At 34.6% G+C, this 26,395-nt stretch carries 14 protein-coding genes; 6 read left to right on the top strand and 8 right to left on the bottom strand.

The window, feature by feature from the left end:
• Window positions 1-1,861: 1,861 nt before the first annotated feature.
• A complete protein-coding gene (locus GFK82_RS02875) occupies window positions 1,862-2,086 on the bottom strand; it encodes a hypothetical protein (protein WP_226810427.1) in 225 nt (74 codons plus the stop codon).
• A gap of 416 nt (window positions 2,087-2,502) precedes the next feature.
• On the opposite strand from GFK82_RS02875, the gene epmA reads away from it, so the two are divergent.
• Complete coding sequence (gene epmA, locus GFK82_RS02870) at window positions 2,503-3,480, top strand: elongation factor P--(R)-beta-lysine ligase (RefSeq protein WP_226810426.1); 978 nt, start codon at window positions 2,503-2,505, stop codon at window positions 3,478-3,480.
• Between the two features lie 1,466 nt (window positions 3,481-4,946).
• Here the strand turns inward: epmA and coaD are convergent.
• The 5 genes from coaD to GFK82_RS02845 all read right to left on the bottom strand — a co-directional run bounded on the left by coaD (window position 4,947) and on the right by GFK82_RS02845 (window position 12,739).
• Entirely contained in the window at window positions 4,947-5,429 is a 483-nt protein-coding gene (gene coaD / locus GFK82_RS02865; RefSeq protein WP_226810425.1) for a pantetheine-phosphate adenylyltransferase, read from the bottom strand.
• Entirely contained in the window at window positions 5,422-6,204 is a 783-nt protein-coding gene (locus GFK82_RS02860) for a glycosyltransferase family 2 protein (RefSeq protein ID WP_226810424.1), read from the bottom strand. The genes coaD and GFK82_RS02860 overlap by 8 nt, the downstream gene beginning before the upstream one ends.
• Window positions 6,205-6,216: 12 nt before the next feature.
• Window positions 6,217-7,473 carry a lipid IV(A) 3-deoxy-D-manno-octulosonic acid transferase gene (gene waaA, locus GFK82_RS02855; RefSeq protein WP_226810423.1) on the bottom strand — a complete coding sequence of 419 codons (1,257 nt, stop codon included), beginning with the start codon at window positions 7,471-7,473 and terminating at the stop codon, window positions 6,217-6,219.
• 1,630 nt (window positions 7,474-9,103) lie between these two features.
• Complete coding sequence (gene queC / locus GFK82_RS02850; protein ID WP_226810422.1) at window positions 9,104-9,799, bottom strand: 7-cyano-7-deazaguanine synthase QueC; 696 nt, start codon at window positions 9,797-9,799, stop codon at window positions 9,104-9,106.
• Between the two features lie 1,326 nt (window positions 9,800-11,125).
• On the bottom strand, window positions 11,126-12,739 hold the full coding sequence (locus GFK82_RS02845) for an ABC-F family ATPase (protein ID WP_226810421.1): 1,614 nt from the start codon (window positions 12,737-12,739) through the stop codon (window positions 11,126-11,128).
• Between the two features lie 2,607 nt (window positions 12,740-15,346).
• On the opposite strand from GFK82_RS02845, the gene GFK82_RS04105 reads away from it, so the two are divergent.
• From GFK82_RS04105 to GFK82_RS04095, 3 genes are read left to right on the top strand one after another with little or no spacing between them, the layout of a single operon-like run.
• Window positions 15,347-15,535, top strand: a complete 189-nt coding sequence (locus GFK82_RS04105) for a histidine phosphatase family protein (RefSeq protein ID WP_420885619.1) — start codon at window positions 15,347-15,349, stop codon at window positions 15,533-15,535.
• A gap of 8 nt (window positions 15,536-15,543) precedes the next feature.
• Window positions 15,544-15,723 (top strand): hypothetical protein, encoded by a 180-nt coding sequence (locus GFK82_RS04100; protein ID WP_420885612.1) that lies wholly within the window; start codon window positions 15,544-15,546, stop codon window positions 15,721-15,723.
• The gene (locus tag GFK82_RS04095) at window positions 15,665-16,012 is read left to right on the top strand and encodes a histidine phosphatase family protein (RefSeq protein ID WP_420885611.1); all 348 of its coding nucleotides are present in this window, start codon (window positions 15,665-15,667) and stop codon (window positions 16,010-16,012) included. Before GFK82_RS04100 ends, GFK82_RS04095 begins: the two co-directional genes overlap by 59 nt.
• A gap of 2,607 nt (window positions 16,013-18,619) precedes the next feature.
• On the opposite strand, the gene bamC is transcribed toward GFK82_RS04095, so the two are convergent.
• The gene (bamC, locus tag GFK82_RS02835) at window positions 18,620-19,666 is read right to left on the bottom strand and encodes an outer membrane protein assembly factor BamC (RefSeq protein WP_226810420.1); all 1,047 of its coding nucleotides are present in this window, start codon (window positions 19,664-19,666) and stop codon (window positions 18,620-18,622) included.
• Window positions 19,667-19,682: 16 nt separating this feature from the next.
• Window positions 19,683-20,561 carry a 4-hydroxy-tetrahydrodipicolinate synthase gene (gene dapA / locus GFK82_RS02830; RefSeq protein WP_226811291.1) on the bottom strand — a complete coding sequence of 293 codons (879 nt, stop codon included), beginning with the start codon at window positions 20,559-20,561 and terminating at the stop codon, window positions 19,683-19,685.
• A gap of 2,782 nt (window positions 20,562-23,343) precedes the next feature.
• Between dapA and tehB the strand changes: the two genes are divergently transcribed.
• Window positions 23,344-24,213, top strand: coding sequence for an SAM-dependent methyltransferase TehB (gene tehB / locus GFK82_RS02825; protein WP_226810419.1), 870 nt, complete (start codon window positions 23,344-23,346; stop codon window positions 24,211-24,213).
• Window positions 24,214-25,216: 1,003 nt separating this feature from the next.
• Window positions 25,217-25,834 carry a ribosome biogenesis GTP-binding protein YihA/YsxC gene (gene yihA / locus GFK82_RS02820; protein WP_226810418.1) on the top strand — a complete coding sequence of 206 codons (618 nt, stop codon included), beginning with the start codon at window positions 25,217-25,219 and terminating at the stop codon, window positions 25,832-25,834.
• Window positions 25,835-26,395 lie beyond the last annotated feature (561 nt).

The following is a 26,395-nucleotide window of genomic DNA, read 5'->3' as shown; positions in this document are numbered from 1 at the left end:
AAGAAAAACTATTAATTTTTTAGTATTGAGTCTCAGGATTGAATATTATGAAAGATGCACTAGAGGCTATCGCGATAAGGGATAGCTACATATTGCACGTGTAAAAGATAGTTGGTAAGCTTTGTTTAAGTTGTATCTGAAATACTAGATATGTAGAGAGCATGATCTGGTATAAATTTTGCACTCTAGGTTTATGTGAAATGCGCTTTAAGCTTGTTTAAGGCGCGGTTTAGGAATATACATAAGACTACCGGAAAATAGTTTGGGGAGAAGAAACATCTTATTCAGGTAAATTATCATAGATAATCTACTTATTTATACACAATCAAAAAAATGACCTTTAGGATCAAAAAAATAGAATGTCTATTCTATTTAACCACGATGAGCGCTGAAAACTCATAATGATAACTGAAACTAGACTGAGATTCATTAATTACTAAAAGTGAAGCTTGGTGGTGTATATTTATCGTTACCGAACAATATCAGTAGATTATCATAATACTTTACTCTGCACTATATGCCTTACTTCCCTTCCTCCCCACAAATAACTAAGTGACTAAAACTTATATAATAATCAGGCATGGAAAATATAAGGAAGCGTTAATCGATTTTAAACGGTCTTAATATCACCAAGAGTACAGTGAATGTAAGATAGTTACTGACTGATCTTAATCAATTTTTCCTGTGAAAATCTATTGCATAGTTATATATAATAATTAGGAATTAACACAGCTGTTTTATTATGAAATAGCTGATGCAGGGAAATCTATATCCATTGATTCGTGTGTCGTGCATAATATAACGCACTGTTTCAACTCGTTTATTTAAATAAGAAATAAATATTTTATTAAGTGATTCATTAGGTATATATGAACTCTACTATGTATTCACTATATTAATTTTATCAATCATATTAGAATATGACTGCATTAATGTGTTTTAATTTTATGATTAAATCATCATTTTGATTAGAGTTCAAAAATCAAACTAATGTTATTACAAGTTAAAATATTTACTTAAGTAAATTAAATTTTTCATGATGTGTCCTAGAAATTAGCATCGATAGTTACGAATCAATATTTGTAAGGATACAGTAAGTACTACTTGATATAAGGATCGAAAGAGTTTTAGTTATTGTCATGCGAATATTTTCTGTTTTTAATCTTACGGATAGACATCATGTTGTATTGTCTGGAAATCTAATAAAACAGCGCGATTTAAGATAGAAAATTATTTAGAAGTCAGGTGTTTTGCTTTCTACCGCTAAGTTTAAGAAAGTGTTTTTAGTGCGTGTGGTACAGGAATAAAACAAAAAGTTGCTGTTACCATATTTATGGTACTAAAACCTAACAAGTAGTCCATTTCTTTTAATTCTTTCCTCGTAGAGGGAAATCTAAAAAACGAATGGTTAAATAGGAGCGAGATGAATTGTTCGTTGAAAAAATTCACTTGATCCCTGGTTTTCCCTTCCTAATTCGTACAATACTGTAAACTTATTTTTAAAGTAATCACGTGTTTGAATTAATAGCGGATTAGCAATGGTTTTTTGTTGATTGATTACCTGAATGATTGTAGGGTGAATCTTGTCTATAACCTATTCGAATCAAAGACTAAGAAAATGTTATAACGTTAGCAGTACACTAGTAAATAGAGCAAAGCTGCTTGAGGCTAGATGTGCTCTCGGTAGCGTGTAATACGATGGTTGACAGCGTTGTCTAGTCTCTGACCTACCTTTATTGGTAGTGATACAGGTATCGATAGTATTTATGCGGAATTCTGGATTGATACCCGCGACATGGTTGGCGATCACCGAATTTTTAATTTTCCCATGCAGTCTCGAAAATCGAGACTCTATCAAGTATTATTGGCGATGCATGTCAGATAGAGATGTAACGCTGATACCAATTCTAGTTGATGCTTCTATCTCCCAGGATCCTACCCCGTCCATGCCGATTATGCATACTGGAGAAACTGCGAGAACTGATAGAGTATCCCCGTTTGTATAGTCTGGCCGAAACACCCCTGAAGTGCTGTAGCAGCCATACCTGCGATAATGGATCTTACATTTACGTATGAATTTATACATATAGTGTAGTGTCATTTTATATTGAAAAAACGCGAGACGGTACTACTTGATGGAGAGATGTAATACTGTGCTAGAATTATTCTCTAAACTTAAAATTTTTAATTTTTCCATGGGTGTGTAATTAATGTTCATATGACTGCCTATTATTAATATCCGGTATCTAGTTAAGTAACTTTTTACAGATTCTCTAGATCTGAATTTAAGTCAGTATGAGTAAACGGTTACAATCTCCCCTATAATGTTAATACAAGATAATGGGATTAGCAGATATTAATTAAAATATATCATTTGATTTATGATAAATAATATCAACGTATTTTTTTACAATCGTGGCTTCCTTTGAAAAAGGAAATGGTGATTTTTATTTGTACCCATAGATACCAAGAGAGCGTGACTCTTTTATAATGGAGAAAAATATGAGTGATTTAGCTGATTGGCAACCAAGTGCGCCTATTTCTGTTTTGCTAAAGCGTGCTAAAATTGTGCATCATATCCGACAATTTTTTATCGATCGCGGATTACTTGAAGTAGAAACACCCACCCTAGGTCAAACAACAGTAACGGATGTTCATCTTTTTCCTTTTCAGACAGGTTTTATTAAACCGGGAGAAAGGAGTGCAACACCACTATATTTAATGACCAGCCCCGAATACCATATGAAACGGCTATTGGCAGCTGGTAGTGGTCCTATATTTCAGCTTTGCCACAGTTTTCGCAATGGAGAAATTGGTCGTTACCATAATCCAGAATTCACTATGCTTGAGTGGTATCGTCCACATTATGATATGTATCGCTTGATGAATGAGGTTGAGGATTTATTACTCCCAGTGCTAAATTGCGATAGTGTAGAAACACTTTCTTACAAGCAGGCTTTTACACATTATCTTAGGATAGACCCTTTATCGTCAGATAAGAGTGAGTTGTATGATGCAGTAATTAAATGGAATCTGACTGAAGCAGCATCGATAGACGACGATCGAGATACCCTCCTGCAATTATTATTCTCTATGGTGGTTGAGCCAAATATCGGGTGGAATAAGTTGGTTTTTATATATCATTTTCCTGCTTCTCAGGCTGCGCTAGCCGCAATCAGCACTGAGGATCATAGAGTTGCAGATAGATTTGAAGTGTATTTTAAAGGTATTGAACTGGCGAATGGTTTCCGTGAGCTAACTGATGCAGGTGAGCAACGAGCGCGATTTCAAAAGGATAATATCAAGCGAGCGGCGATGAATTTGAAACAGCAGTCTATAGATGAGAATTTACTGTCGGCTCTCTTACAAGGAATCCCGGAATGTTCTGGCGTGGCGTTAGGGGTAGATCGGCTAGTAATGCTAGCTCTAAAAGCAGATCGATTGAGTGAAGTAATGTCTTTTCCTATGGAGCGTGCCTAACTGTTAGTTATTATATAATAATCCCTTAGATTTTTTTGACATTGCCGCTGTGTTATCTGTCTTATTTTAGTAAGGCAATACTGATTTCAGTATCTAACAATGATTTGTCGTCCGAAATAGCATATTACTACTGAATCCTGATAAAACTTATACTCTAAGCATAATATGAAAAATATTGCTGAAATATGATATTAAGTATTTTTCAAGTTTTTCGACTATGCTACGGCTTTATATTTTCTCTCTATTAGACAAATATAACTAAGTTAAAAATATGGTCCTTAAATTTTTTGTTTTTATTTATATCAATGGCGATCAATGTTAGAAATCTTTATGTCTTAAAAGATACTGTTTTAAATTTCATTTAGAATTTGTAGAAAACAGTTTATATTCATCTCTAGAATACCAGGATTATCAGTTTTTAATTTGTAATATTTCCTTGTTTTAATTTTCTTCTGTGTTGAAAAATCTATTTTCATATTGTATATTTTTACGAAATATTTATCAAAACATTATCACGTGGTAGATACATGAAGAGAGAGGATGTTCAATGCAATATCCTCTATTGGAGTAATTTTATATAGTTTTTATTTATCGTATCTTAGGTAGATACAAGTGATTAGAAAATAGTAAAAAAGGAAAAAGAATAGAGATTTTTACAATAGAGTTGCTAGAGAAATATTGTCTATAAATCCTTAAAAAGGATATAAAATATACCGAGTGTCGTAAGAATATTTAAAATATCAAAAAAAGGAGAGAATACATTCTCTCCAGAGAAAAAGCGCCGCGGTGTCTATAAACCATCTAAAATGGTCAAGAACGTTTTAATAAATTCAGAGAGTCAATGAATTTTAGCTCAAGTGATAAAAAACTAGTGATTTATTTATACTGTATAATTCAAATCTTTGGAGTGGTATTTTCTGGATTTCTTAAAAGAAATTATTATGCAATTCTTTCTCTCACTAATAATCTTGCTAACTTAAGATTAATCTATGATGCCATAATCATCATGGCATCAATATATAAAGATGAGTGTATATCACAGTTTAACATAATAAGAATATTCTCAAGTTTGAATACGGCTGAGCCACTTTTAATGAAAAATTCCCTCTGCTTATTTATTAAATCGTTACCAATAAAGCCATAAATTTTTAGACTATCTTTTGATTTCAGAAAAAACATCTCACTAGATTCGATTTTCCTCCTCCCTAACTTTACATGTATAAAAATATGTAATCGAGGTATTTCTCATATTATCATAATTAATGTATTTTGTATTCTACAATGAGTCTCAATATGAATTGATGTGTATATACTGCTATATTTTATATAAATTATTTACTTAGTAAACTCTGACAAATTTTTTAAAAATATACTTTAGTATATGTTCGGTGCTCCGACCGGAGAACTGGATCCACTATTTGTAGTGATGGGTATATATTCTCAACGTGGCATAGCGGTTTTTGGTATTAGGGATGTAGCCTCGCCCGCACCTCTTGAGCGATCTTTGTGGGTAGAAAGTGTTCGACATCTCCGCCGTGGAGTGCAATCTCTTTTACGAGTGTAGAGGAAATATAAGAAACGCTCTTAGCAGGCATCATAAATATAGTTTCTAATTCCGGCATTAGATGTCGATTTATTTGCGCGAGCTGTGTTTCATACTCGATATCCATCATCGTTCGCATACCTCGGATTATGATATTTCCCCGTTGCTTACGAACAAAATTAGTCATGAGATCGCTAAAACCTATAACTGTGATATTAGGCAAGGAAGCGGTAGCTTGGTTTGCTAGAGCTACTCTTTCATCTAAATTAAAAAGCAAGCATTTACTAGGGCTTTCAGCAATCGCTAGTACTACTCGATCAAATATTTTCGCGGCTCGGCTTAATAAATCCAGATGACCATTGGTCAATGGGTCAAAGGTGCCGGGATAAATGGCTTTCTTAGTCATGAGTTTTTTCTTTTATGGTGTTATTTAATGCCCAGAGTATGGCATACTTATTAAAAGTATATTGCGCATTTATCATCGCGAGCAACCAGCCTTGCTTACCGTCTAAAAAACCAGCGCGTAAGATCCAGGTTTTTAGAAAAGCGCTGTAAGTATGGCTGATAATATTTAATAGGCAACACTTATGCTGTTGATGATAGTGTTCTCGTCCCCACGCTTCAGCATACTGTAGTTGTTTCCGTTGAAAAGTTACTAAATCACGACATGCTAAATGCTGTAAATTTCCCGAGAGGGCAACGACATTAGCACTCCCTCTCTCGAGAGATTCGTGAACGGGTAGTGTGTTGTAGATAAATCGCTCTCGCGCATACAGCCGTATTACCCAATCCGGATACCAGCCGCTGTGGCGTAGAAAGCGATCTAGAAATAGATTTTTCCGTGAACAACTATAGACAACTTCTGGGTTCGGTTGTTGTAGAATTTTTTGGATTTCTTGGCGTAACAACGGAGTAACGCGCTCATCGGCGTCAAGCATCAGGATATAATCGCCCCTGGCATACCCTTGAGCCCGTTGCCGTTGAATACCGAAACCTGGCCATTCTGTGGATTGAAATACAAGTCCGCCTTCTCGTGCGGCAATATCGCGTGTTGCATCGTTGCTACCGGCATCCAGGACTATTATTTCATCAGCCCATCTGACTGATGCAAGACAATCTGATAAAACCTCAGCTTCATTACGAGTAATAATCACCACTGACAAACGTTGTCTTTCCGACATTTACTAACTCCATTAGGGTAGATAAGGCTCGAGTAAATGCAGTAGATGTTGTAGCGCTCCTTGGTTTTGTTGAAGAACTTCAACGGCATGACGACCGTAATAAAGGCGATAATCTTCATCTTTTAGTAGAGTAGAGGCTGCATTTACTAGAGATGGTACGTCGGTTACGGTAATTAACCCACCAGCTTTCCACAGTTTGCTACATATATCTTGAAAATTCAAAGTATGTGGTCCCATCAGGACTGGAATCGCGTGTGCTGCTGCTTCGAGAGGGTTATGGCCGCCGCATGCGACTAAACTACCACCAACAAATGCTAGATCAGCAATACCGTATAGCATCATGAGTTCACCCATTGTGTCACCAACCACCACCTGCGTGTTTTTGGATGGAATTGCTCCGCTACTCCGCATAATGTAATTAAATCCTGCCTTCATCGTCATTTCCCGTGCTGCTAGGAAACGCTCTGGATGGCGAGGTACCAGGATCAGGAGTAAATCGGGAATATTCGCAAGAAGTTTACGATGTGCTTGTAATAAAAGTATCTCTTCTCCTTCATGAGTACTACTGGCGATCCATACTGAGCGGCAAGGTGCCCATTGACGTCGCAGGGTAAGCGCCTTTTCCGCTATTTCTGGAGTAACGGAAATGTCGAATTTTAGACTGCCGGTAACTACTAACTGATTCTTCTTTAGTCCGAGTGCAAGAAATCTAGCACCGTCTTCTTCGTTTTGTGCAGCTATGAGTGTGATACGACGCATGATATCGGCAACAAAACTGCTAAATATTTTATAGCCGGCAGCAGAGCGAGCCGAGAGGCGAGCATTAGCGATAATCAACGGTATACCTCGGCGATGTAAGCTTTTAATCAGGTCCGGCCACAACTCAGTTTCCATAATTATAACTAGTTTCGGATTAACGCGATCGAGAAAACGGCTGGTTGCCCCCGGCAAATCATAGGGTAAGTAGACATGATGTACATCATTGCCGAATATAGACTGTACCCGTTCAGAACCCGTTGGCGTCATCGTGGTGACCGTGATCGGAATCAGTGGATAGCGCTGACGAAGGGTGCGCACTAGTGGTATGGCTGCCAGTGTTTCACCAACTGAAACAGAATGCAGCATGATGCCACCAGGTTTTACTTTCCCCCGGCAAAATCCGTAACGTTCAGCCCATCGATGTCGGTAAGCAGGAGATTTTCTGCTGCGCCATAATAACTGTATCCATATTATTGGCTGAATTAGGTATATAATAATATTATAAATCATGATAGGTAGGTGTTATAAAACAGAGCAATTCATATCATAAGTGAGTTTTTAACTGGATAATGTAAACATCATACAATCGAAAACATGCTAGCAGATAAGTCATGATCTCTCATTATCAGGGAGGTGTTTATCTGATTAGTAATAAAATTTGATATCATTATATCAATGATTATCACTTTCTTATAAGTAGATGATTAGAAAGATATAGTTAATATAAATACATTATAATTATTAGTTCAGACTACTTCTGTTTAAACGATTAGATCTGTATTTTGGATAGGTATACCGAAGCAATTTATTTTTGATCATAGTATGTAGACAGTGATCCATTCTTTGTATTAAAAAAATATCTTTTAAATTGTTTGATTATCTCTATTTATACTGAATTTAGTTATCTATCAGCATAGTTCGATCTAGATGAATATTTTCGAAGAGATTCAAATCGAACATGCTAGAGAAGCATTGGGCTAATTTATCTTTTTTGACATCTTGTAAGGTGTCATGGTCTGGTAAGTAATTCATATTTCACTACGTGAAGAAATTTTATAAATCTCAATTGTCTTGCTTGTCTGATACTAATGCAGGTATTTTTTAATTGTGAAGTTATAAATATAGGATGCGATGTGTATCTTACGTTTTTTAGAAGAATAGAAAAAGATAAATTGTAGAGTATCTCATGAAATATAATCATGTTATGAGCTTGCTTATTTATGAAGATAAATGTAGAGGTACATTAAGAAAATACCTGGTGTTTTCTTAAAAAACAGTCGTGTTTATGTTTCTTTTTTTTCTGGATTTTTATAATATAACTATGGTTTATTAGAATAAAATAGAAAGATATAATAGATATACGTCTGTATTTTCATATGAAGCATTATAGCTTGACTATAAGCATGATACCTTGAATTTTTTATTTTAATGAGATATTTAATGTAAGTGATGAAATTGATTTTAGAGGTGACGCAATATCCACATAGAAGATATCGAAGAAGTACTGGATTTTACTGAATTGACATCAAGTAGTTTTATAAAACATGGTTAAAATTATTACTGAGTACTATAAAACAAGTCAATTCAAAATTTAAAATGTGCAACAATATGAATATTTTACTCATTATAATAAATAAGTTTTTTAATGGTATTTTTTCATAAAAATATAAGACTTCACACATCCTCATATTATACAAAAGATAAGGGAAAGGTATTGATGGTTTTGCAATAGACCACAGGACCAAAATAAAGAACATTATTATTTTTTCTAAAATTATTTTAGAAAAAATATCTTATAAGTTCGTGATTTTTTAGCCTAAAAACTCGAAAGATCAGAGGTGGAGAGAATGTTATCAATATTTGAATCAGTTGGATATTATCTGTTTAGTAAAGCATTTTATAGTGATGAAAACATTTTGTTTTATAGAATTCATAAAATCTGTTTTTCTATAATTGATATTAGGTATTCGCTTAAATATCTTATATGATTTATATTAAAAATCAATTATATAGTAGTGATGTATGGGTATGCTATATATATTTTAGTTGGTGTTGTATTCAGCATTTATTGCTACTTATCGTAAGTTTCGGTTTTCAGAAGATCCTCTATCCCCTCTTTTAGCGTAACTATTTTAAGATTTTAAAGTAGGCCGATTTTGGATTTTAACGAGGTCATTACCATCTCCGGTTTCTCGAGATATGTGGCCAATCCACGTGCACGTAAATGGCAGGCTGAGCATTGTCCGCATCCGTCACCTTTAATTCCGTTATAGCAGGTCAGAGTATCCTGACGCACTCGATTAAACTGATGATAATAATCCGCGAGCGCCCAGATTTCCGCTTTATCTAACCACATCAATGGTGTAGTGAATTGTAGTTCACGTGCCATACCTAGATTGACTGCGGTGTTTAGGGCTTTTATAAAGTCATTACGACAATCTGGATAACCGGAAAAATCTGTTTCACAAACGCCAGTAATAATGGTTTTTGCCTGGACTTGATAGGCATAAATAGCGGCTAGCGTTAAAAACAGGATATTCCGACCGGGTACAAAGGTGCTGGAAAGACTCTCAGAGAGAGGCTGGTAATCAGGAATTGGAATATCGTCGTGCGTAAGACTGCTGACTGCCAGCGTATTGAGTAGAGACACGTCAATTACCTTAATTTCGTAGGCGCCTAATTGGACTGAGAGATCTTTGGCGATACTAATTTCTGCTCGATGACGCTGACCGTAGTCAAAGATAATGCAATAAACCTTATTATACTGACTTAGTGCTTGGATTAGGCAGGTTGTTGAATCTTGTCCCCCACTCAATACAACTATCGCTCGTTTCATCTATTCAGTTCGCCATGCATAGAAAAAAGGTATAAAACACTATCACCTTCAAGGTGAATAATAATGTATTGGAGTGATTTTTATGCTAATTATCTTAGATAAATAATCTGTCATGTATTTTAGTAATCATGATTCTATCCAACATAGACACAATAATTCTTTAAATCATTGGAATTAAAGTATATGTCTGTTTTTTATAGACTGATATGGGATTTTACTCCCTACAATTTGAAGTGATTGAGAGTATGACAATGTTGGATTTGCTATATATAATAACCAAATCACTTCATCATGCTCTTTGTACATAGATAATCAGCAGATTACCTGCATGTTTTATATGAAGCTAGTCACTTTATCGGGTACATTCATGTTTTTTCTTATGGTAATGTTTTTTAGAAATCCAATCTATAGGCTATACATTCCTTAGTAGTGTAGTTCACTGTTAACATCCGATTAATTTATATGGAAAATACTTGCTTAAGAGTGAAAGAAGAAATTTTCGGTATTTACTATACTCTTAGTACCATCAGCATGGTAAACATGATTACTATATTATTTTTATCGTTTTTGCAAGTTAATACTTAGATGATTACTTAGAGAGATTGTCTAGGCTAAAAACGTGATAGCATTGAGGTCAGTTGTATATTGTCATGATTTTCAGAGGAGCAGTTCGCAACTGCAATAAACGATTGTCTTTCTTTTAAAGAAAGACAGTTCCTTCATTTTTAAAAACTACTAATCATCGTAGATGAATTTGTGTAATATAAAAAGATTGGTTAATCTTGAAAGATTTTTTTACATATATAAAGAATTGAGGATATTCTTGAAAGAAAAATAGAAAGCACTATGGTCTTACCATCCAGTGTTTAAAATTGATGAATTAGGTTATCCGCGTTTATATTTCAAGTATCTTTTAAAGATAGCACACATAATTACATGGCGTCCCCTGTTTATATCGTGTGATTATTTCTATTATATGGGTTTTTATTGGTCTTGATAACACCAAGATGGTTAGTCAATATTTCATGCTGTTTGTGCGTTCCAGATTACATTTCTTCCATCACTATATTTGTTGAGTATTGGTAAATAACGGTTTTATAGCGCACTATATCCGAAAAACATGGATTACTGATAATGTACTGAGATCAGATAGAAGATATGTTAAAAAATCGGCATTTCATCTTACGATAAAGATGATTGAGATCACACCATACCGATATATTGACCTCTATAATAAGAAATTATCTCAATTAGTAGTTAAGCATAAAACGTCTCTAACGGTTAGAAATAGCCGTATTTAATAAACGTTAAATATTTTAAAAGAAGCTACATCCCCTTCCGGGATGTAATGAAACTATAGCTACGTACATAATCTTCATAGTTTCCGATGAAATCGATCACCTGGTTCGGAAGTATTTCTATAATCCGGGTTGCTAATGAAGTAACGAATGTGCGATCATGAGAGATAAATAATAGTGTTCCTTGATAAAGCTCAAGGGCGGTATTGAGCGCTTCGATAGATTCCATATCAAGATGATTAGTCGGCTCATCCATCAGGAGAATATTGGGCTTTTTCAGCATTAATTTTCCACATAGTAGTCGGGCTTTTTCTCCACCGGAGAGTACGTCGACTAGCTTTTTCATATCATCCTGGCTAAATAAAAGACGTCCTAGGAGATTACGTACCGCCTGTTCATCATGGCTCGCTTTCTTCCACTGGTTCATCCAGTGGAATACGGAGATATTCTCGATGAATTCGCGACTGCGATCCTGGGGATAGTAGCCGATATCAGCGTTTTCAGACCATTTAAGCTCACCTGTTTTCGCTGACAACTCGCCTATAAATGTTTTTAGTAACGCGGTTTTACCAATACCGTTAGCGCCGATAATTGCAACCTTCTCACCTACTTCCACTATCATATTCAAGTCACGAAACAGCGTTCCTGGTATTTCAAAGCCTTGAGTTAATTGCTTAACTTCTAATGCATTGCGAAATAGTTTTCTATCCTGTTCAAAACGAATAAACGGATTTTTTCGATTGGATAACTTGATTTCATCAAGCTTGATCTTTTCGATTTGTCGAGAGCGGGATGTTGCCTGACGAGATTTAGAAGCATTAGCGCTAAAACGATTAACGAATAATTGTAACTCAGTAATTTGCGTTTTTTTCTTGACGTTATTGGCTATCAATCGTTCACGTACTTGAGCTGACGCTGTCATATACTCGTCATAGTTCCCCGGATAGATATGCAAGTCGCCATAATCTAGGTCCGCTATATGGGTACAGATCATATTTAAAAAATGTCGGTCATGGGAGATAATGATCATGGTGCTGTTGCGTTCTTTCAGCACCTGTTCTAACCAGTGTATGGTATTTATATCTAGGTTGTTAGTTGGTTCGTCAAGCAATAGAATGTCTGGATTACCGAAGAGCACTTGTGCGAGAAGCACACGTAGTTTCCAGCCAGGTGGGATCTTACTCATAGGGCCTTTATGTTGTTCTAGTAGAATACCGACGCCAAGTAGAAGCTCACCTGCGCGCGCTTCCGCGCTATACCCATCCATATCACCGTATAGAACTTCTAAATTTGCTGCGCGATACCCTTGTGCTTCGTTTATCTTAGGTAAAGCGTAAATTCTGTCACGTTCTTGTTTTACCGCCCATAGCTCTGTGTGCCCCATCATCACGGTATCAAGCACGCTATTTTTTTCAAAGGCAAATTGATCCTGGCATAATTTGCCAAGACGATCAGTAGGATCTCTATTAATATTACCAGCGGTTGGTGCTAGATCGCCGCCTAGAATTTTCATCAAAGTAGATTTTCCGCACCCATTAGCGCCGATGAGCCCATAGCGGTTTCCTCTACCAAACTTAACTGAAAGATTCTCAAATAGGGACTTGTTTCCAAATTGCATGGTGATGTTATGACTTATTAGCAAAGGAGAGACTCTTTAATTAAATATAATTTTCCATATATTATGTCATAAAGCGAAGTGAGATAATACCTAGTCCAATGACTATAAATGAGATACTTTCCTTCCGAAAAGAAAGTTCTTTTAAATGATTTAGAATAGCCTATGTGCTAATCTTGAATAATCGGAAATGCTATTGTATTTACCAATCTTCATTGAAGAGCTGTTTAAGCGTAGAAGTGTAACTTTTGAATACTCTATTAGTTTTTCTCTTTATTAGCATGGAAATGGTGATTTTTAGCATATTTTATTCATGTGTTTAATTGTGTAAAGATAGATTTCGTTTTCAGATAACGTAGTAAATCAAGTTTTTATTCTATACTTACTCTTATAAGTATTAGGGTCAGTTTCTGTTGCCTCGTAGAGGTATTCTTGTAACTTGCTAAATACCAATGTATACATTCCCTACTGTTATTGATCTGCATTTAATAGATGGTTATAGAAAACCCGCAGTATAAAACATGAAGAAAGAATTATCTATTAGAAGTGGTTTAGGTTGTGGAGGTGTATAAAAATCATCTAGATCATTGATCTATTTTAAGAATAAACAATAGAGTGAGATAGTATTTTTCATGTTGATTATAGATATCTCACCATTTCTCTATTTGAAATCTTTTTCTTGCTGATATGTTTCATATGGGTTTCATACTTTACTTCCTCAATCATCCAGTGATGTCGGTTGTATTTAAATGCGGGGGGGTTAGGAGGTTGCGTAGGACTACGAAAAAATCTTACATAGAGATAAAACGTTTTTCACAGAACTATTAGCACGATTTTAGTATAGAGACGACAGCGTTATCTTAGTAGTATCAAGAAACATATTGTGATTTTAAATAGATATTATTATATATTTACTATGAATCCTCTTTCAGAGGAGCGGGTGGATTACGTTTAGGAACAGGTATCTAGCTTTCTTATTTACCTTAAATATCATTCCTAATCTTGGAAATCATTGTTACTGAAGTAACAGGGGTAATGTAATTAAAACTATATCGTTTAGATGTGCTGATGATAACGATACTGATTTAAACATGTCTAATATTGACAGTGGTTTTTGTGGTGGCGTTACAGTATATATTATAAAATATACGATATTCAATATGCCATATTCGACCGTGGGGTGTTTTACTTAGTAAAAAGAAAACAGGTATCTAAAATAGACATTTTATTTTTAGTCAAGAGAGTCTATAAAAATGAAATTATTGCATTTTATCTAAACAAGGAAATGTTAATTCAACTGAAAAATCGTAGGTTATAATGCATTATTTCTTTATTAAAATAATAGGAATAATTCTCTGCGTACTTAAACTCAACATCATTGCACGCTGGATATTGATAAAGTTTTGTTTATGACTTATAGAGTAGCGATAACATCTCAGATGTTTTAGATAACGCTATCCAAGCCACCAACTGTTTGATTTAGATGAAGCAGTGCATCGATAGAAAGAAATATAGCCTAGAATGCAACAAAAAATAGTCTTAAAATGGTATTTTACATGAGATGATGTTAGAGTAGTTATCTTTCGATTAAAAACAGAAATTTCTAGAGAAATAGGTATCTTTTTTTGAGCCTCCCTGTAGTCATTCAAGTTCTTGGATAGATCAGATAAGAAATAAAAACAGAACGAAATCCGCATTGCTAAATTCAAAATCACACTCTTTAACTTTATAAGTTAACAGAGGTAACCACCATATTAACATTTATCGATTATCGGATAAAAATCTACCGAAATTCATTTTATATTCTGATTAAAAATTTAAAATTATCCTCTTCATATATCTATAATAAAAATCCGATTTAATTGATATTAAACGGTAAATCGATAGTCTGTCGTGTGCGGAAGATTGTTGTTTAATTAGACCAGATGTTCAGACTATCGGCAGGCTGATACAATACTCTGTGATCTAAACTATCAGTATTGAAATTCTAATAGATATCGAAGTTAATAAATATCGTAGCTATGAATAAACAGTATTCTAAAGATTGTGTGATAGAAAGTATTGGGTCTGATAATATTGCTTTGTTCTATATGACGCTCCACATTAGACCGTTTTTAATAAAAAGACAAATGGTTTAGTTTAGTTGATTAATTAGTTAATTCGATATGTTATGACTAAATTTTTATTCTTCTAGATTTTTTTGTAATAGACTGTTACTTAATATTAAATTTATGCAACGCTAACTCACTTTACAGATATGTAGACTCCCTTAATATTCAGACAAAGAGTATTTTTTTCATGCTGATCGAGACATAAAGTCAAGACTCACGTACTAAATTAACCCTGGATGAAATAGATATCTAAATTTCATGTGTGTCTAATTTTTTTAAGGATTAGGAATAGGTTGAGGTAACAAGTTTCTATAAATACCTATGCTAGTATGTGCTCATGGATCGAACTGTATTTTCAAAACGCGGAAAATTGAGCCAATTTGAACTAGGTACTAGGAAATCATGATCATATCTTACATAATGTCTCATGAATCCCCGTTTTTTTATTTAGGATGAAAGAAAATTATATTACAAGTTTATCTTATTTGTCATGTAGAAAAATGAATGGAATGCGTTACGCCGTATTCAAGGGAAATCTTATAGTGAATTAGCCCCTAAAGGTAAACGTCAAGCAGAACAGGTCGCTAAATGCGTTCTATTATTAGGCATTAGTAATATTATTAGCAGTGAACTAGGCTGGACACGTCGTACCGAAGAGATGTTTTCCGATATATTAAAGTATCCCATTATGGTAGATATTAGGATGAAATAGCGTTAAATATGGGTATATTAGAAACCCGTGATATCCATACCGTAACAAACGAAGCACAGCATCAACGTCAGAAATGGATTCACGGTACTGAAGGTAGTTTCACCGCTGGGTGGTTAGTCGATGACAGAAATGGCGTTGCGTATGTGTGCTGCCCGACAGGCACGCTTAAGGTTGCCTGTCGGAAGTAAGCCGATTTTAGTGATTCATGGTATCCCGTTAAGCTATGTAATTAGTATGGTTTTAAGGCTGTTTTTTGTTTATGCCGGGGATCGGCTATGGTTAGGTAACTGTTCTCTCTCCCGTATAGATTATCAACAAAGTCCGCGGCTAGCGTCAGGTCGGGTAGTGGAAACTACCGGTGATATCGCTCATCTGAACATACCCAATCGGGATGAATACTACGTTAGTAGTGTACCTAAATCAAATTCCCGTTCAGGACTTTGTGGCTACACAGTCACTTATTTTTTTGTTGGATAAGAATCCTTGTTTGATGTTGTATCCCTTAAGGTGGATAGGGGTGTTAGCGGAAAAGCGATATTCTGCTATAAACGATACGATACAGTCTTTCACCCTGTAATGATAGCTATAATAAACAAAAGTAATGTTGGGAAAAAGTCATTATTTTTCTATGAGTCTTTTATACCAACTTCTTTTTTTATTGTTATTATCTCGATAAGCTATCTATTAACAATAGCCAGGATTTTTTTCATAACATAATGATAAATAATCATTTGTATCTCAAAATTATCAGTACATATGGTTGATAACCTGAATGTGCGTTTCTATTATATAGAATATAAAGATGCGATCCTTAACTCTGAAGCTTTAAATGCCTACATTGCATCATTGTTACAACTAACGTGTATATCTGAAGTTGCCTAAAAAATTATCGTTCTTTTCCGGTAATCAAAGAGATAATTCCTCACAAATGTTTACTAATACCTGTAGCAGAATAATCGTACCATTGTAACTCACTGATTTCATTGTTATTATGGTGTGTAGACTGGAAAAAAAAATTCTTCTTTCATGCAAGAATTTTTTTGTTTTTCGTTTCCATCAGTTGGATTGAGATTCGAAGATACCTAGATCTTCAGTCCTGAATCTTCATATAAGATCTTTTTTAGTTTTATGCATAATAACGCACTTTGTAATGCATATAGTTTTAAGAGAAAGTTTAAACCCCTTCTTTTCGTGGGTTTATAACTAGAATTCTAAAGATTAAGAATGTGTTTTAGAATAGTGATAAATATATATACATTTTATTACGGCGTTATAAAAAATTGAACAAACTTTTTATGAATCGTATAAAATAATGAGGTCAAGGATTACAAGAATTTTCTTCTTTCTTGTATAAAGAAGGATATTCTCCTGTTTATGACGCTTTGTTAACTTTCTTCGAAAATATTTTCTCTTTTTTGAGAAGAAATGAGAAGTTATATGTAATTTTTTTGAATCCTATACTATTTTAATCAGGTATAGTATGGGGTCTGTGCTAGACCAGACTTTAATCTTAAAATGCTATTTTAAAAGTAAAGTAGCATTGTGAATGTACATCTGGATATAACGTCTCTTTTCCATAAACATCGCATGAAACCCCCACATTGTCATTTTTTACTAGTATTAATCGAGCAATACAATAGTTTTTTCGTATGCATTGCCCCCATATGTAACCTAGTGATTATCCCCAATACTTCTTGAATGTTTCTCATGGGTATTTGGGATAGCTATCTATCAAGTATTGGTTGGCAATAGTTAGCCAAAGATTTGCAGATTGTCTTTAATTGACGAAACCAGAGTTGATATAAAAATGAATTACATCTCTGACTGGAAGATGTTAATATAAATTAACGTATTTGTTTTATGATAAATAGAGTGTATATATTGGATTATATTTACTAATAAATTCGTTCTGCTTGCAAAGCAACATCCGCACGAGAAGAGCAAGTGCTTGAGTATTTATGGTGAAATATTGTGGTCTTATTTTAACTGTAAGTCAATATTGATTTATACAAAAGCAATGAAATACATCATTAGATAATACTATTGCTTTAATAGTAATAAATCCAAATATACATCAGATATTAAAAAATATGAAGATATGGTCATAGAAACAGAATAAAAATTAGCAAAGTGCATTTCTTTTCAAGAAAATCCTTTTTATATAAAGCATATGGACTTATATATTATCGATAAACGGTGAATCTTATTCAACTATTAAAATAATGAGTAAAGTAAAAAAATATTTTTTGGTAATTTACTAAGTCTCATGTTTGTTTTTTAAAAAACGTTTATAACGCTATAATAGCGTGGGGAAATATGATTTACTAATTAGTATACCGTTTAAACAGTGATCGTAAATATTGGGTATCTGGTTAAGCACTTGTTTATTTTTTCTATAACCACAATCAATATAATATAAGTTAAAATAAGAAAAAAGATCCTAGAATCCCGTACGATATTTTCTGTTTATTTCAAACGGAGCTTATTGTTTATGCTGAATAATGTAATTTTTTATAAAAAGTCTTTTTTTGATAGTTTTGAGTGATCAATCTTAGATTTCCGAAATCCGCTTCCTCTCGTGCAGGTTTATATTAATGTTTACCTAGGTATAGAATGAATGGGCAAACTAAGCGATTTGGTATTCTTTCATATCAGGATAACTTACTGAAGTCATCAAGGGTGACGCAATAGACTTATAAATCTTATCATTGATATTTACATCATTTTTAGAAAAAAATATTAGATATTAGCGAGATTAACAATCAGCTCTGCGTATGTTTTTAAACTTTCATCGATTAATTAATAGAGCACTTGCTTACTAACCATAAGTGTATTATACACACTCCTTTATAAGAAAAGGATGCAGACGTTCTAAGTTATAAATCTGTTCTTAGCGGGTGCATGTTCCTATAAAAGCTCTATCATACCAAAATATATATTTGCTATTATAGAAACGTGTTAGGGTGATATTTGTTGATAACATCAATTATTATTTATTTTTAAGTATGAATGTGCGAAGTAAATTCCCTTACATAGGGAACAAGCTGCTGGAAACAGGCCCCCTTTATGGTTTTAAGGGGGGAATCATGTTTGTTTCAATGTCTTCTGGAGTATCGTTAAAAGTGTGTGATTTTGTGCTTTTGTTAGAGCGCGTCCTTTTGAGTTGATAAATTGTAATGTACTATGTGAGCCTAGATCACCAACTTGCAGTGTATACTCACCGTTTCGCAAAGATGGATCATTGATGCCTAAATTTTTCCAGGTGCTATGATCTGGAGCTTTATAGGTGAGTGAGAGTACACCAAGAAGCCGGCTACTAGTTCTTATTTTCATACCAATACATGTTAATGACATTGGGAGATGGTTCCATATAGTGTTATAAGGTATACTCGCAACTAAAATTGGGAATCCGTTTTCATCGGTTCGGCTATTAAGGTGTAGGTCTCTTATTCCTTCCTGAGTAATGCGTTGGTCTTTATTGTGATCAAATGACGGTAATCCGTTCTCAATGCTATTAAGCATTTCGATGGTGTAGTGTTGTATTAACGCGGGGTTAGTTACAGGGTAATCATGTTCTTGTAACTCAAGGCACTTGATCTGCAAGGAGATTTGATGGCCATGAGTAGAGAGATTTATCTGATAACGGCCACTATACTGTTTATCTTTATCATCATCGTTTGTCCAAAAAATCCAATTAGTACTCAATTTTTTCTGAGTATCCTGACATGATGCGATTGGAAAGTTTTTGTGTTTTAAAGCCATCACTATCTGTGACCATAGAGCAGCATGACGTTTAGTGTTGTTCTCGAGCTGGAGAATGGCTCTGTTGGAACTATATTGAGCTTGAGAGCCTTCTAGCAGCGCTAGTGGCTGCTGAGGAGGGCGAATATCTAATTTTTTACCTATTTCACCGGTATCGGGACTGGGGGGAATTGCATAATCACCATTTTGTAGAGGGAGAAGAATATCTATAGGACTGATTAGCGCATGGAGCGCAGGTGATTTTAGATAGTCTTCATTTCCGTTTAGTTCACGTTTATGGTGTGGATTGCTGCTACAAGCTGGAAGCAGTATGGTAAGTGAGATACCCAGTATTTTCATTAACATTGACTTTTTTATTGCATAAGTCATGAAATTTTCCTAAAAGTTAGAGTAAACCGGCATCTATTAACGCCTGCTTCACTACGCAAATACCCGTCTCTGTCAGGGGCATCATCGGGAGTCTTAGGGTATCTGTTTTTATTAATTCTAATACTTTACACGCCCATTTAACCGGTATGGGGCTGGGTTCGAAGAATAGTGTCTTATGTAGTGGCATTAGGCGCTGATTTAGACGCCGCGCATCAGTATAATTACCTTCGGCTGCCAGTGCACAAAGGTGCGCCATTTCCTTTGCGGCAATGTTTGCTGTTACGGAAATTACTCCTTGACCACCAAGTTGCATAAAATCTAAGGCACTAGCATCGTCTCCACTTAGGAGTAGGAAATCAGTATTGAGTAAATCTTGAATCTGACTAACACGGCTTAAGTTTCCGGTTGCTTCCTTAAGACCAATAATATTGTTGATTTCCGCTAGCCGAGCGACAGTCGGTGGCAACATATCGCAACCAGTACGTGTTGGTACATTGTACAAGATCTGCGGTAAATTACTGCTTTCAGCGATAGCTTTAAAGTGCTGATATAAGCCTTCTTGGCTGGGCCGGTTATAGTATGGCGTAACGCTGAGGCACCCAACTACGCCGCTGTCGTTAAAGCGTCGGGTCAGAGATACAGCTTCGGCGGTAGAGTTTGCACCAGTGCCCGCGATGACAGGAACGCGTCCATCGCTCAGCTCCAGGGTCCACATTACCATATCACCATGCTCTTCATGGGTCAGGGTAGATGTTTCTCCGGTCGTTCCCACAGACACAATCGCTTTGGTGCCGCTGGCGACATGATAATCGATTAATTTTCTCAGACTGACCCGGTCGATGGCACCCTTTTCGTCCATCGGAGTAACTAGTGCAACTATGCTTCCTGTAAACATTGACCATTCCTCCAAAAACAGGTTATTCATGGTACTTTTGGCACCTATCTAAAAGCAAGTAAACATCGACTCGCCCAGCCTTTGTAACGTTTTTTTTAGGACGCTCGATTTAGTCCTAGATCAAGATCTATATCAGGGTCATTTACCATCTTCTAAGAAGCATGCTAAATAATCTACTTTAGAGAACATCCTCATGATGTATTTCTATCGCGAAGTAACGAATAGCGCCAAAAATCAGAGCTGAATTTAAGGTAAGCTTAAAGTCTATTATCCACTTTAACTAAGCGAGATAGCAGTTTAAAACTGATCGTTTATGAAAAGTAATAATGTGATGGTGTTGAGAAGGATGACTGCATTTCTGATTCTTTAGAGATGACACTGTTTTCTGTATGCAAGGCATAATGGTTTTCCTACGTTATCAACCATGGATTATTGGGTTTGTATGAATTTTAAAAAACTTTTGACCCGTATTTTGAATGTGATTTGCTCGATATTTTACAAGATACGGAGTGAGAGCATTATTTGAAATCATAAAGTCAAATACATTGAAGATACAGCATCACGCTTCCAAAAGCGCTAACCATAATCATCTAAATATCAATATGAACATAATTTGAAAATATTAACCAAAAATTTACATCGTTATCTTTTTATTGCGAATAATGCGATTTATCATTTTTAATAACGTGTGATCAAAGTTTTAAACTGCAAATTGCGTCTAACGATAGATGGTGCATATACAATTTTACATAACTAATCTCAATTAGTTACTCTTGTAGTATCAGGCAATAACAGAGTACGAGAAGGTATCTATACAATGCTTTTCAGACCCGGAACAATCTATCGCCATAAAGTGATAACAATTTGATTGTTTATTGCTGAATACAGATTACTGCATTATGCTATTTTCGCGTTTGTATAAAAAGAAGCACAATTGAGTAATGGAATAAGTTACGTAACAATGGATTTGAAAACCATGTTTTCTACTCTAGAAAAAAGGTTGAGAATACGCTGAATTGGTATATTTAGAAAAAAGTATAGAGCTTGTTTTGAATGATACCAAGCGACTAAATTGCAGTAAGCTTATCTAGACTGAGAACAGCGCATCCAGAGCGTAATAGATATTTTCCTTGCTTGTTTGTTATGCTAAATTGGCTTCGGAAATAGAAAAAATATAGAGATATAGCTAACAGGTCTGTGCTATCTATCTATGATAGAAAAAAATACGTCTTTTTTCATCAACACTATAGTCTATCAAGACTAGAACATGTCATCTCAAAGAGCAAGTGAATTTACTATATAAACACAATAATTAAAATTAAGTGGATGTGATATCTTTATAAAGAAATCGCATTTCCATTCTTTAGGTAGCCTTTGATTCGTCATTAAGAAATAACCGCTCGAATAGCCACGTTAAAGAATGTTCTGGGTTTATTTCTATCATAAAGTGCCTTTACTAGAAAGATATTGATCTTCATTAAGATTCATATATACTTAAATAGTATTAGAACATACTGTTCTACATGGTTTTTTTTGTAAAAGGCGTATAGTAAGGAAATGATTGAAGATGGAGCATACATTGTATTAAGGGCATACACCTGGTAGGTGTATTTTTATTATTAGATTAGTTGCTGAATTTAAACATCTCCTACAGAGAATATTGGATTTCATAGCTGGAAAAATATTTCTGAATACATTTAAATAGCATGATTAACTATTGTAGTGTCTGTGCATATATGAGCTACCGCTCTTTTTATATGTGTACTTATAAAGGTTGGTCATACAGCGAGCTAAGATTGCCTTTATCTTTTATCAAAGATTATTTTTTGGCCGGTGCTATTATAGCTGGCAACTTATAAGCGTTACCCATTTCCATGGGTAAGCTGCTGTAGTTTAACTTTTTGAATAAATTACTACAATATTTAAAGCAGTATCTAAAATGTATGCCCCATCACTTCATTTTGGGTCATTTATTACCAGATTAACGATAATTAAAGATGTTACAGACGTAGCTCTTAAAGAAAGAATTTATATTCTGACTAACAGGAGTTAATTTTAATCAAGATATATAGGCTGTCTAGGGAGGCTATGTATGGTAAAGAATGCGTTTACTTTTGCTAAACTTTTTTAAGTTTAGATCCGCAAGATATATAGCTTGTTATTTTCCAGATGACTAATCACGATAATGAATTTTTCCCCCTTACTTGTAGAAAGTGGGAAGGGAGCTAAGCTAGGATCCCATCCTTTTGACATAGGGTGTTACACCCACGAAATCTAAAAACGATGCTAAAGCTATCAAGATAGCTGGTTTGACGTCAATAATAAATTTGTTAGGCAGAGTCTCAAGTTTATCTGTGATTTAAAAGTTATATATTAGTAGATTTTACTAATGGAATTAATGCGTTATATAGCAGAGTGAAATATTCGGATAAATGACAGAGTATATGTTTTCTAGACATAAAACATAATTGATCGCGAGACAAAGCAAAAAGATATCGAACTCAGCACGAAATATGTTCATATTAGATATATACTAAATTAATATTCAGTTCTTATACTCGTGAAATTTTTCAGGCACTATTTGGCGGTATTATACCTCTAATATAACCATGATTGTTAGATTAGGTAAAATATACCGAGAAATTCTGGTGAAAAAAACCAGGCTCAATTACAGCTAGATACTTATATTATAAAAGAACAATCACATTATATTTTTCTAGAGATATGCTTATCACCAACAAATGAGGACGGTCCTAGTCAGTTAGGCGGCAAAACAAAATCTATGAAAGATCTATTTCCCTATCAAATTATGCCGATATGGAACAGCAGAGATCTACGGCAACGCTGTAATCTCAGATATAAAACAGAACAAGATACGTGGATAAAGTTCACTATTTTTCGTGGGGCCTTAACCTGCGTTTTTGTAACGGAATCTGGTGATTTCACCAAAACCTTTATCTCCAAGGTTCACAGTAAAGCAGATTTTATTGAGCCTCATCAATACTATCGGATACTATCCTTCTCTGAAGATGTGCAGTTTCAATTAAGTTTATACAGTTCTGCTGAACATTATTTCTATAAAAAATATCAGTTAATCACAACGCATTCCGATGTCGTTGATGCTGTCCGAGTTGTCGCACCTGGCCAAGCACTAGATTTGGGTTGCGGATTAGGGCGTAATGCACTTTATCTGGCTTTAAAGGGTTTTAATGTAACTGCATGGGATAAAAACCAAGCGAGCATAGAATGGTTACAGACTGTAATACGCAGAGAGGCGCTGTCTTTGGTAGTGAGCGCTGACGTGCGGGATTTAAACAGCGTAATTATTGAGGGTATCTACGATTTTATTCTTTCTACCGTGGTATGGATGTTTTTAAACCCGGCTCGTATCCCGTTATTGATTACTAATATTAAGGCATGTACCGCAGTTGGTGGATATAATCTTATCGTTACGGCGATGGATAGTGATGATTATCCTTGTGTTCTGCCTTTTCCGTTCAGGTTTCAAGCCGGTGAGCTTAAGGATTATTATCAAGACTGGAAAATTATGAAATATAATGAGGATGTGGGGCAATTACATAAAACAAAAGTTAACGGTGAACGGATAAATCTACGATTCGCAACGTTATTGGCCTGCAAAACAATACAGTAGATAGTAATTAATATATTATATCATGATCTGTTCATGCATATATAAAATTTTGAAGAGAAATAGTTAGATAAGATAGAGGTTATTGACAACGGTTTGAGTGTAAATGATCGAATTTTATTCACCAGTGATAATAGAAATCTGCTTGAATTCGATGAAATCGAATATACAAAAAATATATACATCTATGATGTAAAAATATATAAAGACTGTCCTTTATCATATTGACAATTTTCCACTATATCTATGGATTTCTCAATTCACTAATATAAGTAAAATACTTATTTTCTGATATAATGTTGTGTATAAAATAGTGAATTAAAATCATTTTGTATTGTATCTGAATACATTATGCATTTTTTATATAGAATGATACAAGATTTCAGTGCAGAGAGTGACTCTTACTAAGAGGTTGTCATATAATATTTGAAATGAATTTAAGCAGTCTGCGAGTTAATATTTACTATCTGTGTCGTCTTTTGATCCTCGGAATCATTCGAATTTCGATTAATTAGTTTATGGCTTTTTAAGCAAAATACTCAACAATTCAAGTGTTCATGATCTAATTTTGTCATGGTAACTAAATGAAGTGAAACATATTCTAGAATCCGATTCTAGTTACATCGGTGCACTATTGCTTAACATATAGTGATCGATTTCAGATATCTGAAATCCCTCTTGTTTAATTATTTTCTAGTGTGAACTCAGTCGGACGGAAGGAAAAGTTATAAAAAGAAACGTGCGATACGATACCGATGCTCGCTGCTTACTTGATAACCTGTGATTTACATCAAAGCGGTGAGCTAGAATTTAAATGAATATGGGTATCTTTAATGGCATGCTTGTAAAATTCTCTATTGTTAAAGATAAATATGATGTGCGATAAAATCGCGACACTATATACAACAATAGACAATCATAAGCAATTTTCATTAATCACAAAATATATCATTATCATTAATAATATATAGCAACATACTAATATGTTCTTTTACAAAGAGAGAAGATGTCGTTGACAAAATCTTATAATTATCACATAACTCATTTTATGAAAAGCGCGGCGACAATTCAAGATTTATCAGTGGATAACGGGATTGAAATTGCCTTCGTAGGACGTTCTAATTCCGGAAAATCTAGTGCGATTAACATCCTGACAAATCAGAAAAACTTAGCAAGGACTAGTAAAATTCCGGGACGCACGCAGCTTATTAATCTATTCGAGGTAGAACAAGGTATTCGTCTGGTAGATCTACCTGGTTATGGATATGCGGCAGTACCGGAAAACGTAAAACGTAATTGGCAGCAAGCTATAAGCGAATATCTACAAAAGCGAGATAGTCTAAAGGGACTAGTGATATTCATGGATATCCGTCACCCAATGAAAGAACTTGATCGGAAAATAGTTGCCTGGGCTGCAAACGTGAATATCCCGATTCTAGTTTTACTTACAAAGGCTGATAAATTATCTCCTGAAAAATGTAAAGCACAGTTAAAGCTGGTACGTAAAGTAGTATTAGAGTTTATAGGAGACGTTCAGATTGCAACGTTTTCAGCCGTAAAAAAACAGGGAGTAGATACATTGTGGCAGAAACTTGATGTCTGGTTTGGTAATAATCCCTATTAGGATCTCCATATGAGATCCTATAAGCTGCATAAATTACCGGGATGCAATATCCCCAGTGTTGTTATAGATAGATCTGTGGTATGGCATTATAGTGCTGAATCGTTTGTTCTGACGATTAGTGTTGGAATGGTGTCTGTGCTGGTTATGAGAGTATCTAATTAAAAATATTTCTATGTTATAGAGTGAAACGAGTGAGTTCTCAAGAAATGCTATATAGCGTTTGATTGAATTAGTCACATACGTCAAATAATGTTTTTATCTACGCAGATATAGATTCCAGTCTGCTAATAGCAGTAAATCCGTTTTATATCAACCTTGCATCTCAAATGCGTTAAACTGCTACATTCATTTCAAATAATGATATAAATACTTATCAGCTAGTCTTTTTTATGTATACAGTTATTGGGTAATATACTTAAGGGTAAAAATCATGATAATGCGCCTTGATGGTTAAGTAATCACTTTTTCTAAAATAGGGCGAAACTTCAGGAAAGTTAGAAGACTTGTGTATACTTTATAAGTACGATTAAAGATATAAGCTGACCGCTTATTGATAATGAA

The sequence above is a fragment of the Candidatus Steffania adelgidicola genome (assembly GCF_020541225.1).
GTDB lineage: Bacteria > Pseudomonadota > Gammaproteobacteria > Enterobacterales > Enterobacteriaceae > Steffania > Steffania adelgidicola.
The sequence above is the reverse complement of the archived record's forward strand: the minus strand, read 5'-3'. Positions and strand labels throughout refer to the sequence as shown.

What these genes read in the sequence shown, in the direction of transcription:
- GFK82_RS02875 (WP_226810427.1), bottom strand. Translation starts at nt 2,086, where the DNA reads ATGTATAAATTCATACGTAAATGTAAGATCCATTATCGCAGGTATGGC.
- epmA (WP_226810426.1), top strand. Translation starts at nt 2,503, where the DNA reads ATGAGTGATTTAGCTGATTGGCAACCAAGTGCGCCTATTTCTGTTTTG.
- coaD (WP_226810425.1), bottom strand. Translation starts at nt 5,429, where the DNA reads ATGACTAAGAAAGCCATTTATCCCGGCACCTTTGACCCATTGACCAAT.
- GFK82_RS02860 (WP_226810424.1), bottom strand. Translation starts at nt 6,204, where the DNA reads ATGTCGGAAAGACAACGTTTGTCAGTGGTGATTATTACTCGTAATGAA.
- waaA (WP_226810423.1), bottom strand. Translation starts at nt 7,473, where the DNA reads ATGATTTATAATATTATTATATACCTAATTCAGCCAATAATATGGATA.
- queC (WP_226810422.1), bottom strand. Translation starts at nt 9,799, where the DNA reads ATGAAACGAGCGATAGTTGTATTGAGTGGGGGACAAGATTCAACAACC.
- GFK82_RS04100 (WP_420885612.1), top strand. Translation starts at nt 15,544, where the DNA reads ATGGGTATATTAGAAACCCGTGATATCCATACCGTAACAAACGAAGCA.
- GFK82_RS04095 (WP_420885611.1), top strand. Translation starts at nt 15,665, where the DNA reads ATGGCGTTGCGTATGTGTGCTGCCCGACAGGCACGCTTAAGGTTGCCT.
- bamC (WP_226810420.1), bottom strand. Translation starts at nt 19,666, where the DNA reads ATGACTTATGCAATAAAAAAGTCAATGTTAATGAAAATACTGGGTATC.
- dapA (WP_226811291.1), bottom strand. Translation starts at nt 20,561, where the DNA reads ATGTTTACAGGAAGCATAGTTGCACTAGTTACTCCGATGGACGAAAAG.
- tehB (WP_226810419.1), top strand. Translation starts at nt 23,344, where the DNA reads ATGAAAGATCTATTTCCCTATCAAATTATGCCGATATGGAACAGCAGA.
- yihA (WP_226810418.1), top strand. Translation starts at nt 25,217, where the DNA reads ATGTCGTTGACAAAATCTTATAATTATCACATAACTCATTTTATGAAA.